The organism is Nocardioides sp. NPDC059952 (assembly GCF_042730435.1).
Classification (GTDB): domain Bacteria; phylum Actinomycetota; class Actinomycetes; order Propionibacteriales; family Nocardioidaceae; genus Nocardioides.
This window is the reverse complement of sequence record NZ_JBHWLY010000075.1, coordinates 14927-30978: the sequence shown is the minus strand read 5'-3', so window position 1 is coordinate 30978 and position 16052 is coordinate 14927. Positions and strand designations below refer to the sequence as shown.

13 protein-coding genes are annotated in these 16052 nt (G+C 68.0%); 1 reads left to right on the top strand and 12 read right to left on the bottom strand.

The genetic code is table 11. From position 1 onward, the window contains the following. Positions 1 to 106 precede the first annotated feature (106 nt). From ACFV9G_RS24880 to ACFV9G_RS24825, 12 genes are all read right to left on the bottom strand, one after another. Positions 107 to 1222, bottom strand: coding sequence for a polysaccharide pyruvyl transferase family protein (locus tag ACFV9G_RS24880; protein ID WP_378731030.1), 1116 nt, complete (start codon positions 1220 to 1222; stop codon positions 107 to 109). 235 nt (positions 1223 to 1457) lie between these two features. Further along, a complete protein-coding gene (locus tag ACFV9G_RS24875; RefSeq protein ID WP_378731028.1) occupies positions 1458 to 1655 on the bottom strand; it encodes a hypothetical protein in 198 nt (65 codons plus the stop codon). A 181-nt stretch (positions 1656 to 1836) separates the two neighbouring features. Further along, a complete protein-coding gene (locus ACFV9G_RS24870) occupies positions 1837 to 2640 on the bottom strand; it encodes a DUF6576 domain-containing protein (RefSeq protein WP_378731026.1) in 804 nt (267 codons plus the stop codon). 84 nt (positions 2641 to 2724) lie between these two features. Beyond that, positions 2725 to 3900: a glycosyltransferase family 2 protein gene (locus tag ACFV9G_RS24865; protein ID WP_378731024.1), complete on the bottom strand. Its 1176-nt coding sequence runs from the start codon at positions 3898 to 3900 to the stop codon at positions 2725 to 2727. Further along, positions 3897 to 5168 (bottom strand): hypothetical protein, encoded by a 1272-nt coding sequence (locus ACFV9G_RS24860; RefSeq protein WP_378731022.1) that lies wholly within the window; start codon positions 5166 to 5168, stop codon positions 3897 to 3899. The genes ACFV9G_RS24865 and ACFV9G_RS24860 overlap by 4 nt, the downstream gene beginning before the upstream one ends. Positions 5169 to 5175: 7 nt before the next feature. Further along, positions 5176 to 6108, bottom strand: coding sequence for a glycosyltransferase (locus ACFV9G_RS24855; RefSeq protein ID WP_378731020.1), 933 nt, complete (start codon positions 6106 to 6108; stop codon positions 5176 to 5178). Next, positions 6108 to 9221 carry a DUF4422 domain-containing protein gene (locus tag ACFV9G_RS24850; protein WP_378731018.1) on the bottom strand — a complete coding sequence of 1038 codons (3114 nt, stop codon included), beginning with the start codon at positions 9219 to 9221 and terminating at the stop codon, positions 6108 to 6110. Before ACFV9G_RS24850 ends, ACFV9G_RS24855 begins: the two co-directional genes overlap by 1 nt. Next, entirely contained in the window at positions 9218 to 10264 is a 1047-nt protein-coding gene (locus ACFV9G_RS24845; RefSeq protein ID WP_378731016.1) for a glycosyltransferase family 8 protein, read from the bottom strand. The genes ACFV9G_RS24850 and ACFV9G_RS24845 overlap by 4 nt, the downstream gene beginning before the upstream one ends. 442 nt (positions 10265 to 10706) lie before the next feature. Continuing rightward, positions 10707 to 11573 carry a bifunctional DNA-formamidopyrimidine glycosylase/DNA-(apurinic or apyrimidinic site) lyase gene (mutM, locus tag ACFV9G_RS24840; protein WP_378731014.1) on the bottom strand — a complete coding sequence of 289 codons (867 nt, stop codon included), beginning with the start codon at positions 11571 to 11573 and terminating at the stop codon, positions 10707 to 10709. A gap of 10 nt (positions 11574 to 11583) precedes the next feature. Next, positions 11584 to 12285 (bottom strand): ribonuclease III, encoded by a 702-nt coding sequence (gene rnc / locus ACFV9G_RS24835; RefSeq protein ID WP_378731033.1) that lies wholly within the window; start codon positions 12283 to 12285, stop codon positions 11584 to 11586. Between the two features lie 20 nt (positions 12286 to 12305). Beyond that, entirely contained in the window at positions 12306 to 12491 is a 186-nt protein-coding gene (gene rpmF, locus ACFV9G_RS24830) for a 50S ribosomal protein L32 (protein ID WP_008358292.1), read from the bottom strand. Positions 12492 to 12560: 69 nt separating this feature from the next. Continuing rightward, entirely contained in the window at positions 12561 to 13115 is a 555-nt protein-coding gene (locus ACFV9G_RS24825) for a YceD family protein (RefSeq protein ID WP_378731012.1), read from the bottom strand. Between the two features lie 155 nt (positions 13116 to 13270). Here ACFV9G_RS24825 and ACFV9G_RS24820 point away from each other — a divergent pair, with 155 nt between their 5' ends. Further along, positions 13271 to 16027: a YfhO family protein gene (locus ACFV9G_RS24820; protein ID WP_378731009.1), complete on the top strand. Its 2757-nt coding sequence runs from the start codon at positions 13271 to 13273 to the stop codon at positions 16025 to 16027. Positions 16028 to 16052 lie beyond the last annotated feature (25 nt).

The following is a 16052-nucleotide window of genomic DNA, read 5'->3' as shown; positions in this document are numbered from 1 at the left end:
CGCTCGGGGGTGGGGTGTCTAGACCAACACCGTGGGCTCGGCGCTCGAGAGGACTGTGTTGGTCTCGACACGCTCGCTGGCGCTCGCGGCTCGACCAGCGGAAGTCTCAGAAGCCCAGCGTCCGCTTCACCCCGTCCCGCAGCTCCCGCAGGTGGGCGTCGGCGGCCGTACGCAGGCCCGCGACCGCCTCGGGGTCCGGGACGACCCGGTCGGCGAACCTCTCGGCCAGGTCGGCGGCGTCGAAGGCGGAGACGTTGGCCTCGAGCCCGATCCGCTTCATGAAGTTGCGGTTCTTGTTGGTCGCGATCATCACGATCGACGGCACGCCGTACATCGTGGCCACCACCGAGCCGTGGAACTTCATGCTCGCGAACGCGGTGCACTCCCCGATCGCCCGGGTGAGCTCGTCGAGGTCCTCGGTGTAGACGACCTCCTTGCCCGGGATGTCGAGGTCGTCCGCGTTGGACACGTCGCGGCGGCCGACGTCCATCGTGCCGAGGATGAGGTGGCGTACGCGCCAGCCCTCCGCGATCGCCTTGCCGGCCATCTCCTCGATGCGCGAGTAGTCGTCGGGCTCCTCGAGGTTGGGGCGGTAGCGGGTGACCACGCCGAGGATCGGCGCACCCTCGGGCTTGGACGCCGCGGGAAGGTCCAGCGAGCAGACCATGTCGGGGGCGACCTTGATGTCCAGGTCGGCGGAGATGTTGGCGAGGACCCAGTCGGCGGTCGGCTGGTCGCGGACGCCGATGAACTTCACGTTCGGGTGCTCGAGGAACTTCTTGTGCTTCTCGATGATGTGCGGCTTGATCTCGGTGTTGCGGTAGAGCGGCACGCCGATGCCGACCACGAAGACGGGCTTGGCCAGCATCTTGTGGTTGAAGTAGCGCGGGTCGGCCTGCCAGGGCTGCAGGATGTCCCCTCCGCCGATGAGGACGGCGTCCACCTCGTCGACGATCTCTGCCAGCGGCCGGTCGTAGTAGGGCTTGGTCATGTTGTCGGCGAGCACCCGCAGCTCGAACTCCTCGCCGAAGTACTGCTCGTAGACCGACAGGAACAGCTCGTCGCCGTAGTTGCCGGCTCCGAAGAACCCGGCGAGCCCGATGACCGGCTTGCGGCGGCGCTGCTCACGGCGGGCCAGCGCCGCCCTGATCTGCTCCTTGAGCGGGGCGGGCAGGCGGCGGGCCGCGGAACGCAGGACCGGGTTCTGGCGCAACGAGGACAACGGAGAGCTCCTGGGGGATCACGATACGGGCCGCCGACGGCGGCGAACCGCGCGAGCGTAGCGACGCCGGGAAGTCCTGGACGCCCACCGGCCGAACCTCAGATGAACGCTCGGCGACCAATGCGGAGACCCCCGAAAAGGTCGAAACCGACCCTGAGTACAGAGTCGGTTCCCCCTGAACGAGGCCAGCGTTGAAAATAGCTCTCGCTCGTGGTGTTGCAGAGTTGCCCGCAGGTCAGGCGGGCTGCATCTCCTGCATCGAGGTGTCGAGGTCCGCGGTGTGCGCCTCGACCAGTGCATCGTTCTCCGTCTTCAGGGAGAGAACGAGATCCTCGAGCTCACGCACACGTGCACGCAACCGAGCATTCTCGGCGGTGAGGTGGGCGGGAGTCCGCAGGTCGCTGCTCATGTAACCGATCAGCGCCTTCGCCATGAATACGTTTCCTTCGTTGGAATCACTAGAAGTTCCCGCGATACCGGGCCGTCTACAAGAGTGACACCGTAATCGGCGAGCGTCAACGTCGCGCGTCCAAAGCCGGGACTTCCGACCGTGCGATCCAGCGGATTCCACCGCATTTCGGGCAAAACTTGAGTGCATCGCACTCAACTTCGGTTCAGCCGCGGCGGCGGCGCTCACGCAGCTGCATGAGCTCCTTCTTCTCCTTGCTGGTCAGCGAGTCGGCGCCCTCGGCGTGGATCTTGTCGAGGAGCTCGTCCATCCGCTGGTCGTCCTTGGAGACGGTCGAGGACTCCCAGGGACCGGTGACCACGGTCGGGCCTGACTTGCGCTTCTTGGCCTTGGCGGGCTTGGCCGCCTTCGGCTGCCCGGGCGCGCCGGCCACCTGCGGGATCCAGGGGAACCGGTCGAGCAGCCCGAACTGGCGTGCCACGAAGGCGTTGACGAAGAGGCCGACGACGAAGACCAGCAGCATCACCCAGCTGCGGTAGCCGAGGTACTGGATCAGCTGGATGCCGACGAGGATCACACCGAAGAGCCAGGCCGGGATGTTGAACATGAACATCCGGTCGGGCCACTGCGCGATCCACAGCAGCACCACCATCATCTCCAGCATCCCGAGGCCGGCGAGGACGTACGTCGGGTCCAGCACCGCACCGAAGAGGACAGCCAGGAACGAGAGCACCGCGGTGAACGCCACCAGCAGCCAGGCGAACCGGACCCGGCCGAGCTCGTTGCGCTCGAGGTCGGAGCCGAAGTACCAGAAGAAGAAGATCGCCAGGACATCGAAGATGCTGAACTGCGGGTAGGCGAACGGCCAGGTGACCAGCGTCCACAGCTTCAGATCGGCGAGGTTGGGCTGGATCAGGGCCAGCCCGGCCAGCACGCCCTGGCCACCCATCACAGCGAACAGGACCAGCCCGACGATGCTCGCGAAGACCACGAGCCACGTCGTGGTCACCCCCAATGAACCGATGTGGAACCAAGGCTCGTGGGGATAACGACCGCCTGGGGTCAACCGGAAACGTTCTCGCACGGGGCGAGCCTATCCACGCATTGGTTGCCGCGTCAGCAGGGCACTCCCACCGACCTTCTCGATGTTGCCCAGATCCGGGGGCAGCGCCGGATCCGAGCGCCACGGATGCCGCCGAACGGCAGCCCGGGCGCCGTACCTGTCGATCATCGCGATCAGCGCGACGAGGTCCTCGGCCCGGTTCTGGGCGACCAGCCACGCCATCAGCCGTTGGGCACGCGGAACCGTGGTGTTCTCGAACGGCACCCCGGCCTCGTACCAGAACTCCAGGACGGCGCCGCGCAGCAGCTCCCAGTACCGGCTCGGGTCCTCGGTGTCGGGGTGGACGGCCGCGCGGAAGTGCTCCCACATGTCGATCGGCAAGACCTCGACGAGCAGGGTCTCCATGAGCTTCGCCGAGCCGGCCGCGCGTACGAGGTCGATGGTCTGGCGCTTGGTGTCGATCCGCTCGACGAGGTTCGCGATCTGCGCGCGCCGCTGCGTCGCCGAGGACCGGTCGGAGCGGACCTGCCAGTCGTAGACGATCTCCGTGATGACGTCGAAGGAGTCCGCGGCGAGGAACGCCTGCGTGAGCGCGACCTGGTCCTGGTAGCGAGTGCGCTCGGGGAAGGCGATCGCGTTCTCCGTCCAGAACGATCGCCGGAAGATCTTGTTCCACACGAAGATGTCGGCGAGCATCAACGGTGCGTCCTCGATCCGGCACCTGAGCCGCTCCTCCGCGTGGTTGCGGCGCATCAGCGGGGTCATGAACCTCCGCTCCGCTCCCCCGTCGAACGCGACCCGCTCCGCGGCACCGACCACGAAGTCCGAGCCCGTACGCCGCAGCGACCGCACCATCGCCGACCACGCATCGTGCGGAAGCGTGTCGTCGGGGTCGACGAACGTCAGCAGCTGTCCGGTCGCCGCGTCGATCCCGGTGTGACGCGCCGTCGACACCCCCGAGTTCGGCTGGGTGATGACGGTGACGCAGGCTTCCTCAGCGGCGAGGCGCCGCAGGATCTGCGCCGACCCGTCGGTCGAGCCGTCGTCGACGACGATCACCTCGAGCCTCGAGATCTCGGTCCGCGGCTGGCCCAAGATGCTGCGCAGGCTCTTCTCGACGTACTCCGCCACGTTGTAGACCGGCACGACCACGCTGAGCGTCGGCCTGCCCCGCAGCAGCCCTCTCACCCGGCGGGCGGCCCTCACTGCGGCAGATCCCTTCCGGCCAACCCGATGTCGAACGTGTACATGTCCTCGAAGTCGCCGCGGGTCGCGACGTACACACTGCCGGAGTTGATCCCGGAGATGAAGTAGTCGGCTTCGGACATCACCGTCAGGGACGCGACATAGCGGTAGAGACTCGTCAGGTTCTCCGCTGATCCCTTCTTCGGATAGCGAGCCACCAGGTAGGGGATGGAAACGTCGGAGTCGTAGTCGACCTGGACGACCGGAAGCACCGTCACCACATCCCCGAACGCTTTCACCATGGACTCGCAGTACTGCCGATCCTCGGACGCGAACAGGACGTTGTCGACCTCATATCGGGCCAGGAAGTCGCGCGTCTTGGCGATCACCTCCTCGATCGACGGCTGTAGCTCGTGACCCCGAAGGTGGGGTGAGTCGGCGGCCATCCTCCGGAACTCCATCCCCCGCGCGTAGACCGCGAGCACCTTGGCCCTCGACGTGGGCAGGCTCTCCCTGACGATGTCGATCACCGCCTGCAGCGCCGACGTACGCCGGAAGCAGTCTCCGAACCGGTCGCGCACCATCTCGCGGAACTCGTCGTCGAGGAAGATGCGTCGGGTCGAGACCACCGTCGGGCGCCGCGCGTGACACACGATGACGTGCTTCGCCCGCAATGCGTCGGACACGCTCACGCCGCCGACGTCCTCGTAGAAGTAGTTGAAGGCGTTTCGGGTCATGAAGTCGCCACGACCGGCGGCGAAGTTGCTCGCATACGTCTGCCAGTCGACGACCGGGACGAAGCCGTTCTTGCGCGCGTGCACGACCTGGTTCAGTGCGTGGAGGTACTCGGCGAAGAACCCCGAGGCCCACCCCAGGGTCCCGCACAGGTAGAGCACCTCGTCAGGGCGTTCCTCGCCGAAGCTGAAGTACGCCTCGTCGTCCTGGATCCGGTCTCGCAGCCACTCCGGCGCCTCCATCGACTCACCGCGGGTGACCAGCAGCTCTGCGAGCAGATCGGCGGCCCCGATGACACGCCGGTCCTCGGGGCGCTCGCCGGGCCGACCGTCGGCGACGAAGAGGTCTCGCGGGTCGGCGCCGTCGAGGAGTCTACGGAATGCCTCCCCGCTGCCGACCGTGACGACCTCGTACTCCGGTCCGAGCGCGCGGCACAACGCGGTGGCCAGGACGGAGTCGCCCTTGCGGTGGTAGACGACGGAGTCGCCCCTGGTCAGGCCGGCGACCCGCTGATCGATTCTCGGATGCCCTGGCATCAGGCTCTTGCGTGGCATCGGCGTGCTACCCCGCTCGCGCCACGGTCACCGATGGGTGGCCTTCGGCGATCATCGTCGAGATCTCGGCGGCCGCCTCCGCCGAAGGCGCCCACTTCATGCACTCGATCAGCGACTCGAGGATCGTGACGTCGCCGTGGAGCATGCGCTCGGTGAAGCGGGATCGGTACTCAGTGGTCAGCCGCCACCAGGCGAGCGCCCGCAGGTCGTCCAGACCATGGTCGGCAGCGGTGCTGAGCAGATCCTGGAGGCCGGTGAGGACCGCCATCGTCCGGCGGTGGTTCCAGTCCAGCTTCTGGTGACCCCAGCGGTAGCGGTACGTCGGCTCCGCCAGTGCGTAGAACCGCTCGGCAGCCACCATCGCGCGGACGAAGAACGGCGGGTCCTGGAAGCGGATGAGCTCGGGGAACCCGATGTCGTGGGTGCGGAGCAGGTCCAGCGAGTAGATGAACCGATGGAACCCGTAGTCGAACTGGTAGTCGGCGTAGGACATCAGCTCGTCGCGCTCGAAGGTGTACTGGTCGTAGACGCCCTCGAAGTTCGTCCGCACCCAGGTCGGGTGCTGCTCGCTCCAGGATCCGCCCGCGATGGCGACGCCGTGCGTCTCGGCGGCGTCCCACAGCTTCTCCAGCGTGGTCGGATCGGGATACAGGTCGTCAGGATCCATGAACGCGACGTATCTGCCGCGGGCCTCGGCGATGCCCCGGTTCCTGGCCACGGCCACTCCCGCATTCGCCTGGGAGATCACCCGGAACCGGGCGTCGTACCGCTCGTAGTCCCGCAGGATCCGGAGCGAGCGGTCCGTCGAGCCGTCGTCGATGCAGATGTACTCGACACCGGTCAGCGTCTGCCGGACGAGGCTCTCCATGCACTGGTCGAGGTGCTTCTGGACGTTGTACACCGGCAGGACGACGCTGAGCCGGATCTCACGTTCCGCCATCAGATCAGCCCCAGGTCGTGCAGGTCGGGCGACATCGCGAGCCAGACCGTCTTCGTACCGGAGCAGGTCGCCGCGACCGCGTCGATCCCGGCATCGCGTAGCGCGGTCATGACGGCATCGGCAGTTCGGTGCACCGCCGGCCGGTCGTAGTCGTCGAGAACGATCACGAACCGGTCCGAGAGGCGCTGCGGGATCAGGTCGAGGACGTCGATCCTCGTGTAGACGTTGTCCTCGTCCTCCACCGGGCCGGCGACGATGACCAGATCGCAGGTGGCGCCGTCCGCAACCTGCTCGAAGCCGCGGTAGCGCACGACGGAGTCGCCTCGGAAGCTCACGTTCTCCAGGTCGAGAGCCGTGACGGCGGTGGTGCTCGGCAGCTCGGCACCTTCACCGAACGACCGGATCCAGCCCTCGTCGTGCTCGACGACCTGGTGCTGCACGTCCGGGTGGCTCGCGGCGTACTGTGCCGTCATCGTGGTCGCCTGGCCGAGACCCAGCTCGAGCACGGCGACTGGTCGCATCTCCTCGAGAATCCGGTGGAGGGCGATCAGGAACGGGTATCCAGCCGGTCGACGGCCCGGGGCGAGCGCCGTTCCGGCCAGCCATGGGCTCGCCGAGACGCCGTCGTGGAACCTCGCCGCCCAGGCGGCCTCGCTGGATGAGCGTGCGGCCCCCAAGGCCTTGCCGTAGACGTCCTCCGTGCGCTCGGCGAGCTCCTCGACCTGCTTGCTGACGAGCGCGAGCTTCTCCATCTCGTCGCTCGCCTCGCCCACCATCTTGGCGAGCGACTCGCCGGACTGCACGATGGCGTCGAGCGTACGCACCGAGGCGTCCTCGATGGTGTCCACGGTCGTGCGCTCCGAGGCGCGGACCAGGCCGACGACCTCCTCGAGCATGCTCTCCAGGTGTGCCATCGACCTGCTCAGCTCGATCTGCTTGATCTCGAAGTCGCGATAGCCGCGCCGAATCAGCCGACGCTGTTCGTCGGCGGTCGTCGCCGCCTGATGCTTCGAGGCAGGCATCGCTCTCGAATAGAGCTTCCTGATCCCCCCGGCCTGGTTGACCGGGTCCGGGACTTCGGGCGCCGCCGTGCGGACCTCGAGACCCTTCCCGGGGGACTTCCCGCCCGGTCCTCCGGCAGGCGGACTCGCGTGCCCGGAGGGCCCCGGCGCGGGAACCTCCTCGTCGGCTCGGCGCTTGCCGTCACGCACCTTCCGAAGCGGCATGGTCGCGGCGCGTCCGACCTTGAACGAGACCGAGCTGCGGGTGTCCGCGAGCTCGCGGTCGCGGTCGCGCAGTGTGCGCTTGAGCTGCCTGACCTCCCGCTCGAGCCGTACGGCCGCCAGCACCGCATCCTGGTACTCCGCCGTCTCCCCCGCCTTGCGGGACTGGTCCTCGGCCCTGCGCCGCGCCCGGCGCGCCTCGACCAGGTTGCTCCGGTACTTCGCGATCCGCTCGGTCGAGGTCGCCATCGCCTCGGCAAGGTAGGCCTCGGCGATCTCGTCTCGCACCGGGCTCAGCGCGGCGTAGTGCCACCAGCGGTCGGCGAAGTCCGTCGAGGCGTCCTTCCACGGCTTGCGCTTGTCGGCGTAGTGGATGATCACGGGCGAGTTCACCGCCTGCTGCCACTCGTCCTTGGAGTAGCTCTCCTTGACGCCCGTCCAGGCCCAGAACTCGTCGAAGTTCTGCGGGAAGTACTTGGTCATCACGTTGAACCGGAACGGCAGCGAGAGGATCCCGTCGTAGCAGGCAACGTTGAGGACGTCCTGGTCGTCGGACTCGAATCCCTTCACCGACAGCTCGAGGAACCTCTCGACGAGACCGTCCTTGCGGATGTTCTCCAGGTTCATCAGGAGCACCCCGGCGTTGACGTACCGGTCGTAGGAGGGCAACCCGATCTCGGCAGCCTTCTCGTCCGTCTCCGCGTGGTAGCCGGCGGCGTACACGCCGGCGAGGTACTTGTCGTCGAGCACCTGTCGGAACAACGGAGTGAGGTCACGCTCGACGACCAGGTCGACGTCGAGGTAGATGCAGCGCTTGAGCTCGGGAAAGAGCGTGGGGATCATCAGCCGGAAGTACGTCTCGACCGTCACGTGCGACGTTGTGATCGTGACGTCCTTGAAGCTGTCGACCACGACGAAGTTGATCGTGGTGCCCGGATAGCTGGTCTCGAGGCTGAGCAGCTGGTCGCGTACGTCCTTCGGATACTCCTCGGCCACCAGCACGTTCACCTCGTAGCTGGTGTTCGGCTGGGCGTTCTCCAGGAGGGAGGTGATCGTCACCGCGAGCGGCTTGGAGTAGTTCAGGTCGGCAGCCATGATCACCGGGATCGTGTGCGGACCCTCTGCCGTCGTGCGCGGGAGCGCACGGCCACGGTGTCCCCGGGCGAGCATCTCGGTGATGAAGATCCCGGTCAGCCACTCCGAGACGAACATCCGCTTGCCCTCCATGTCGGCACGGACCTCGAGTTCCTCGAGCGTGCTGAACATGAAGTCGGCGTACTCGAAGTACATCGCCTTCGGCATGATGAACATGTTGCAGAAGATGGCCTGGTTGCCGGCGAGGTACGCCTCCGCGGAGGCCACGAAGTCCGGGAACCGATCCGCGATGATCGCCACCGCCGTATCGAGGTCCTGGATGTGGTGGTTGCGCTCGAAGTGGTCACGCACCGTCTTGCGGTAGTGCGGTCGCGGGTAGACGAAGTCGCAGTCGGCGAGGATCTCCTCGAGCGCCTCGCGGCTGTAGCCCAGGGTGTCGTCGAGGTACTCCGGTGAGCCGAGGTTCGTCAGCTCGTACTCGGTCCGGTCGCCGTCCTTGAACATGAAGTGCCGGCGGTAGTGCATGAAGCCGACGTAGTCGGGGTCGCCGAGCTCCTCGTAGTGCTTCCAGGCCCAATAGAGGGCTGTCATCTCGTTGTAGGAGGCGTTCTTCTCCGAGATGTTGTCACCGCTGTCGTCACCGATGGTGTTCTCGAGCAGCCACGTCAGGTCCTCGCTGTCCTCCGGCAGCCGCTGGCGCGCGAGCGCCCGCCCCGCGTGGATCGGCGTCAGGATGTCGTCCTTCAGCAGGACGTCGGGCTTGTGGTACGCGAGGAGGAGTTTGATCGAGCTCACCGTGGGTCGTTCCTTTGATTGATCGTGTTCCGGATCCGGCGAGGAGCCGAGGTCACCAACGAGCCGATCCGGAAGGTCACCGAGCGACGGGTGTCCTCGAGCGCCTTCTCGCGGCCCTCGAGCTCGCGCTCCAGATGGACCACGCGGTTCCGCAGCCGGGTGCGAACCCCGGTGGTGAAGCCGGCCGCGGCCTCGACAGCACCGGAGAGGTAGCTGCTCATGATCTCGGCGCCCATCGGGCTCAGCGAGGCGTAGTGCCACCAGCGCTCGGCGAAGTCGGCGGAGGCATCGACCCACGGCTTGCGCTTGTCGGCGAAGTGGATGACGACGGGCGAGCGCAGCGCCTCGTCGTACTCCTCCTTCGTCCAGACCAGCCGCGGCGCGGGCCGGGACCAGAACTCCTCGACATTCTTCGGGCCGTACTTCGTCATCAGGTTGAAGCGCAGCGGGAGGTGCCGGATCCCGTCGTAGCAGACGATGTTGATGATGTCCTGGTCGTCGGACTCGAACTCCTGCATGGAGAGCTCCATGAACCTCTCGACGAGCCCGTCCTCGCGCATGCGCCGCAGGTTCATCAGCATGACGCCGGCGTTGATATAGCGCCGGAACGTCGGCAGGCCCATCGCCTGTGCGGCCTCGTCGCTGCGCAGGTGGTAGGTCGCGGCCGGGACGGCGGCGACGTACGCATCCTCGACGTCCTGCTCGTAGAGCTCGCCCAGATCGTTCTCGACGACGATGTCCGCGTCGAGGTAGACGATCGTGTCGAGATCCGCGAAGAGGTCGGGCAGCTCGAGGCGGAAGTACGTCGGCGCGGTCAGGTGTGACGTCGAAACCTTGACGTCGGAGAACGCGTCGACGACGACGAAGGAGATCGTCGTACCCGGGTAGCGGGCCTCATAGCTCAGGAACTGCTGGCGTACGTCCTCGGGATACTCCTCGGCGACCAGGATCCTCAAGTCGTAGCTGGTGCCCGGTGCGGCGTTCTCCAGCAACGATGTGATCGTCACCGCCATTGGTCTGGCGTAGTTGAGGTCGGCGGCCATGGCGACCGGGATGACCCGGGTCTGTATGCCTTGGTCGTTGTCTACACGGGGGTGCGGTAAGTCCAGATCCTGCGTGCGCGTTGTGGGCGCATGATCGGATACGGCGAGCTTGTGGGGAGCCACCTGTTGTCCTTGTCGAGCTTGACCACCCGAGGGCAGGGCATGGTGGTTCACGCCCGTGCCGGTATGGGTCGGCCGTGGTTTGTCTTCCCCGAGATCCGGATGGCCACGTAGCCACCCGTCAAAACCGCCAGCCCGAACATGGCGGTGCGTCGTCTGCTGCCCCCCGGCCGGTGCAGAGCTGCACCCAGGACGAACGACCGAGAGACTAACCCAACCGAATCCCGTTCACTTAACTTTCGCCGCCGATTTTCGGAAGCGTCACAGTGCTGCAACATTCACGGGCACAAACGGGCCGTGAGCAATAGCCCAGACGGACTAATTACCCCTGGATCCGCCTGACTCGAGGAGCCGGCTGGCAGGTGGGGCAGAAGTAGGAGGAACGGTTCATGAAGGCGATGCGACGCATCGGGGAACCGCACCGGTCGCAGGGCTCGCCCTCACGTCCGTACGCAGCGAGCGAACGCTCGAAGTAGCCCGACTCGCCGTTCACGTTGACGTAGAGCGCGTCGAAGGAGGTGCCGCCCTGGGCGAGCGCCTCGGTCATCACGTCGCGTACGTGGCCGAGCAGCTCGCGCACCTTCGGGCCGGTCAGCCGGTCCCCCGGCCGTTCGCCGTGCAGCTTGGCGCGCCACAGCGCCTCGTCGGCGTAGATGTTGCCGACGCCGCTGATCACGGTCTGGTTCAGCAGGATCCGCTTGATGCCGCTGGCCGATCGCCGGACCCGCCGGACGACCGCGTCCTCGTCGAAGGCGGCCTCGAGCGGGTCGGGGGCGATGTGGACGATCTCGGGCGGGAGCTCGGCTCCCCCGGGGCTGATCGAGAGGCCGCCGAACATGCGCTGGTCGACGAAGCGGAGCTCGCGCCCCTCGGCGGCCCCTTCGAGGCGGATCCGGACACGCAGGTGCCGTTCGTCGGGAGATGCCGGCGGCTGGACGAGGATCTGGCCGCTCATGCCGAGGTGGGCCATGAGGGCGTCACCGGAGTCCAGCGGCAGCCACAGGTATTTGCCACGGCGGCGAGCACCGACGAGCGCGCGGCCCCTCAGCTCCTCGGCGAAGGCCGAGGCACCGGCGAGATGGCGTCGCACGGGCCTGGGATGCAGGACCTCGACGGCGATGATCCTCGCGCCGAGAACGTGGCGCTCGAGGCCGGCGCGTACGACCTCGACCTCGGGAAGCTCAGGCAACGGGCATCTCTCAGGCGGACGAGGCTGCGGCGGCGGCCTGGATCTCGCCGTAGGCCGTCTCCGCGGCGGCCTGCTCGGCCTCCTTCTTGGAGCGGCCGACGCCGTTGCCGTAGAGCTGCTCGCCGACCCGGACCTTCGCGGTGAAGGTCTTCATGTGGTCGGGGCCCTCGTCGGTGATGACGTATTCGGGCACACCGAGGGTGCGCTCGGCGGCGAGCTCCTGGAGAGAGGTCTTCCAGTCGAGCCCGGCACCGAGGTCGGAGGCCGCCTCGATGAGGGGGTCGAAGAGTCGGTGGACGAGGACCGTGGAGACCTCGATGCCACCGGAGAGGTGGACCGCCCCGATCACCGCTTCGACGGTGTCGGAGACGATCGACGCCTTCTCGCGCCCACCGGTGGCCTCCTCGCCACGGCCCAGCTTGATGTGCTGGCCGAGGCCGATGGCCTGACCGACCTCGGCCAGGGCGCGGGCGTTCACAACTGCCGCCCGCAGCTTGGCCAGCTTGCCCTCGGGCAGGTCGGGGTGGGTGCGATAGAGGGTCTCGGTGACCACGACGCCGAGCACCGAGTCGCCCAGGAACTCCAGGCGCTCGTTGGTGGGCAGGCCACCGTTCTCGTAGGCGTAGGACCGATGTGTCAGCGAACGCTCAAGCAGCTCGGGGTCCAGAATCGGATCCCCGAGCGCTTTGCGAAGCTCGGCGTAGTTGGTCAGGAGACTAACCGCGTGTCAGATCAGAGGACCTGGCGACGCTCGGCGCGAGCGCCGTACTGGCCGCACTCGCCGCACGCACGGTGCGGGATGTGCTTGGCGCCGCAGGCGGGGTTCGCGCACGTCACCAGGGTCGGCGCAACGGCCTTCCAGGCCGAGCGGCGGTGGCGGGTGTTGCTGCGCGACATCTTCCGCTTCGGAACAGCCACTGTTATCTCCTCATAATTCGACCGGCCGGATCTCGGCCGGCTACTGAAGCCTATTTGCTGGGTTGAACCCTAGTTGCTGGGGTCGTCATTCAGCGAAGTCAGCCCCGCCCAGCGCGGGTCGATCTTCTCGCCGTGGTCGTGCCCGGGCTCGTCCGCGAGCCGCACCCCGCACTCGGGGCACAGTCCGGGACAGTCGTCCTGGCACATCGGCTGGAACGGCAGTGCGAGCACCACCGCATCCCTGAGCACCGGCTCGAGGTCGATCAGATCGCCCTCGGTCCGGCTGGTCTCGTCGTCCTCGTCAGGGGCCTGGCCGTCACGAGAGTCGTTGTAGACGTACAGCTCCTGGATGTCGACCTCGGCTTCGTCCTTGATCGGCTCCAGGCACCGCACGCACTCGCCCTCGAGGACAGCGAAAGCAGTCCCCGTGACCAGCACGCCCTCCATGACCGCCTCGAGCCGCAGGTCGAACTCGACCGGCGAACCCTCGGGGACGATGAGGACTTCGATACCAAGATCCGCCGGTGCCGGCACCGTCAGGTCCACGTGACGCTCGGACCCCGGGCGGCGGCCGAGCTCGCGTGTATCGAGCACGAGCGGCGCTCTCGGGTCCAGCGCAGTCATGTTTCACTTCCGGATCAGGGCACGACAGATCAGAAAGATCTTAACGGGACCGGGCGAGCGCGACCAAAAGGACAGGCACGGCCTCACGGACAAGTTGACCGCCTTACCGCGTGCGCTACCGACGCCCGGTCCCGACTACTCATAGGTTTTCGGTTGTGCACTCATCCGATCGGTGGCGCTCGGGCGTCGTACTGGCGCTCCTCCTCCTCTTCGTCGCGGTGACCTTCGGTCCCGCGCTGGTGGGTCGGGGGATGCTGCTGGACACCGGATGGCTGCACGCGATGATGCCGTACGCCGCCGACGGGCCGATCCCGCAAGGGACCCTGTGGTGCCGAGGCGACACCTGGGACTACTACCTGCCCGGCGTCGAGAACATCGTCGAGGGCGTACGCCACGGCAACTGGCAGACCTGGGCGCCCTACGAGGTGGGCGGCGCGCCGCTGGCCTCGCTGCCGAACCACGCGGTGCTGAGCCCGGTCTCCTGGCCCTACTGGGCGATGCCGATGTGGCTGGCGCCCGCCTGGGTGAAGCTCACCGAGCTGGCGCTGGTGCTGGCCGGGATGGTGCTGTTCCTCGGCCGGCTCGGGGTGCGGCGCAGCATCGCGCTGGTGGCCGGGCTGGTCTTCTTCACCTCCGGGTTCATGATGATGTGGACCAACTGGCCGCACACCAAGGTCGCCTGCCTGATCCCGCTGCTGCTGTGGGCCCTGGACCGTGCGGTGCGGGAGCGCGGCGCGCGCGACCTGGCCGCCGTCGGCCTGGTCGTCGCGGCGATGCTGCTCGGCGGGTTCCCGGCGGTGACGATGTTCGCGCTGACCCTGGGGGCGATCTACGTGGTCGTGCGAGCGCTCGCGCTCGGCGACGTGCGGCGCACCCTGGTCGCGGGCGGCGTCGCCGCCGGTGGCGTCGTGCTCGGGGTCGCGCTCTCCGCGGTCCAGCTGCTGCCCTTCGTGCTCAACATGAGCGCTCTCGGGCTCGACGGGCGGGTCCCCAACCAGGTCAAGCCCGCCAGTCTCGTGCTGACGACCGTCGCCCCTGACGTCTACGGCACCTGCGTCGACGGACTCTGGTCCGGCGAGGACAACCCGATCGAGTCGATCTCCTTCGTCGGCGTCGCGGCGCTGATCCTGGTCCTGTGCGCCCTGGTCGTCCGGCTCCCCGGCGGTCGCCGCCCCTCGACTCCCGCACTGCTCGCGGTCGTGCTGGGCGCCGTCGTCTGGCTGCTCTGGATCGGCGGGCTGCCGCTCGAGCTGCTCCAGAAGCTGCCCGGCTACAGCTCCAACAGCTTCGGACGGGCGAACTCGGTCTTCGGGTTCCTGTGTGCGGTGCTGGCCGGGATCGGGCTGGAGCGGCTCGTCCAGCGGGCCGAGGCGTCTTCTGACGGGGAGGGTCGGTCCAGGCGTCCGCGACCGGTGGTGTCGCTGGTCGTGCTGCTGGCGGCCGTGGGAGTGGCTGCGTACTTCCTGTACGCGGCGTACGTCTACATCGACGGCGCCCCGCGGCCGATCCCCGACCTCGCCGCGAAGCTGCGGGTGCCGGCGCTGCTGGGAGTGGTCTCGGTCCTCGCGGTGGCGGCGACGCTGCTGCTGCGGGGCCGGTTGCGGCTGTTGGGCCCGCTGGTGCTCGTGCTGGCGGTGCTCGCGCAGAGCACGATGTTCGCGCGCGAGGTGCTGCCACTGACCGACCGCGAAGAGTTCTACCCGGTCACCCCGGCCCACGAGTTCCTGAAGGAGAACCTCGGAGCGGAGCGCTACGGCGCCTCGGGCTGGGAGCACTCGGCCGTCGCCGACCACTACCGGCTGCGTACGCCGACGGGCCATGAGTTCACCTCGCCGGAGTGGAAGGCGCTGATCGCCGCGGTCAGCCAGGATGCCCAGCTGTCGCCGACCTACACCGACTTCCCCGCCAACGTGCCCACGCCGGGGCGCCAGCCGGTGCTCGACCAGCTCTCGGTCCGCTACTGGGTGACCCAGCCGCAGGAGGTCATCGGCGTCTCCGAGCCGACGCCGGTGCCGGTCGCGCAGCGGCAGCGACTGACCGTGATGCCCGGCCGGCAGGCGACGTGCCAGGTCCCGCAGGGCAACCTGCGCGGGATCGAGGTCACCGTGCCCGACGGCCTGAAGCCGCGAGCGCAGACGCCGACGGTCGTGCGGGTGAGCGTCGGGGCCGGCGCCGAGAAGGTCACCTCCGAGCGGGCCATCGCCGTGAACCGACCGCTCAAGCGCGGCGAGAAGCTGCGCGTCGCCGTGCCCGACCACCGCTTCACCGCCGGACCGGTGCCGGTCACCATCTCGTTCGAGGGGAAGCGGAAGCCGGTCCAGCTGGCCGGCCGCACCGACGGCTCCGCGGTCTGCACCGCGGTCCGGCCGGAGCAGGGCGACGGCCTCAGGGTGGTGCACGCCTCGGCCGGCGCGGTCGTCTACGAGCGCGCGAGCGCATTGCCCCGGGTCCGCTGGGCCGGCACCAGCGAGGTCGTCACCGACGGGCCCACGCGGGTGCGCCGGCTGTCCGAGGGCGTCGCGCCCGGCACGGTGCTCCTCGACGACGACTCGACGCCGGCCGCCTCCGGCTCGACCGCCCAGGTCGACGTACGCCGCGACGAGGCCGAGACGATCTCGGCCGAGGTCACCGCGGACGGAGCCGGCTACCTCGTCGTCGCCGACTCGATCGCCCGCCCGGGCTGGTCGGCGACGGTCGACGGCCGCCCGGTGGACCTGGTTCCCGGCAACCATGCCTTCGCCGCCGTGCCCGTCCCCGACGGAACCCACACGGTCACGCTGCGCTACGAGGCTCCGGGGCTGCGTACGGGTGCCGTGGTCTCGCTCCTCGGCGCCCTGGTGACGCTGGGGCTGCTGCTCGTTCCTCGAATGCTGGACCGACGCCGTGGCAGACGCCGCGTGGACCTCTCCTGAACGCCAGGTTTCACTAGCACATACG

Excerpts from the sequence above, each read along its gene's own strand:
- ACFV9G_RS24855 (WP_378731020.1), bottom strand. The coding sequence starts at position 6,108 with ATGGCGGAACGTGAGATCCGGCTCAGCGTCGTCCTGCCGGTGTACAAC.
- ACFV9G_RS24860 (WP_378731022.1), bottom strand. The coding sequence starts at position 5,168 with ATGCCACGCAAGAGCCTGATGCCAGGGCATCCGAGAATCGATCAGCGG.
- ACFV9G_RS24845 (WP_378731016.1), bottom strand. The coding sequence starts at position 10,264 with ATGGCCGCCGACCTCAACTACGCCAGACCAATGGCGGTGACGATCACA.
- ACFV9G_RS24875 (WP_378731028.1), bottom strand. The coding sequence starts at position 1,655 with ATGGCGAAGGCGCTGATCGGTTACATGAGCAGCGACCTGCGGACTCCC.
- ACFV9G_RS24825 (WP_378731012.1), bottom strand. The coding sequence starts at position 13,115 with ATGACTGCGCTGGACCCGAGAGCGCCGCTCGTGCTCGATACACGCGAG.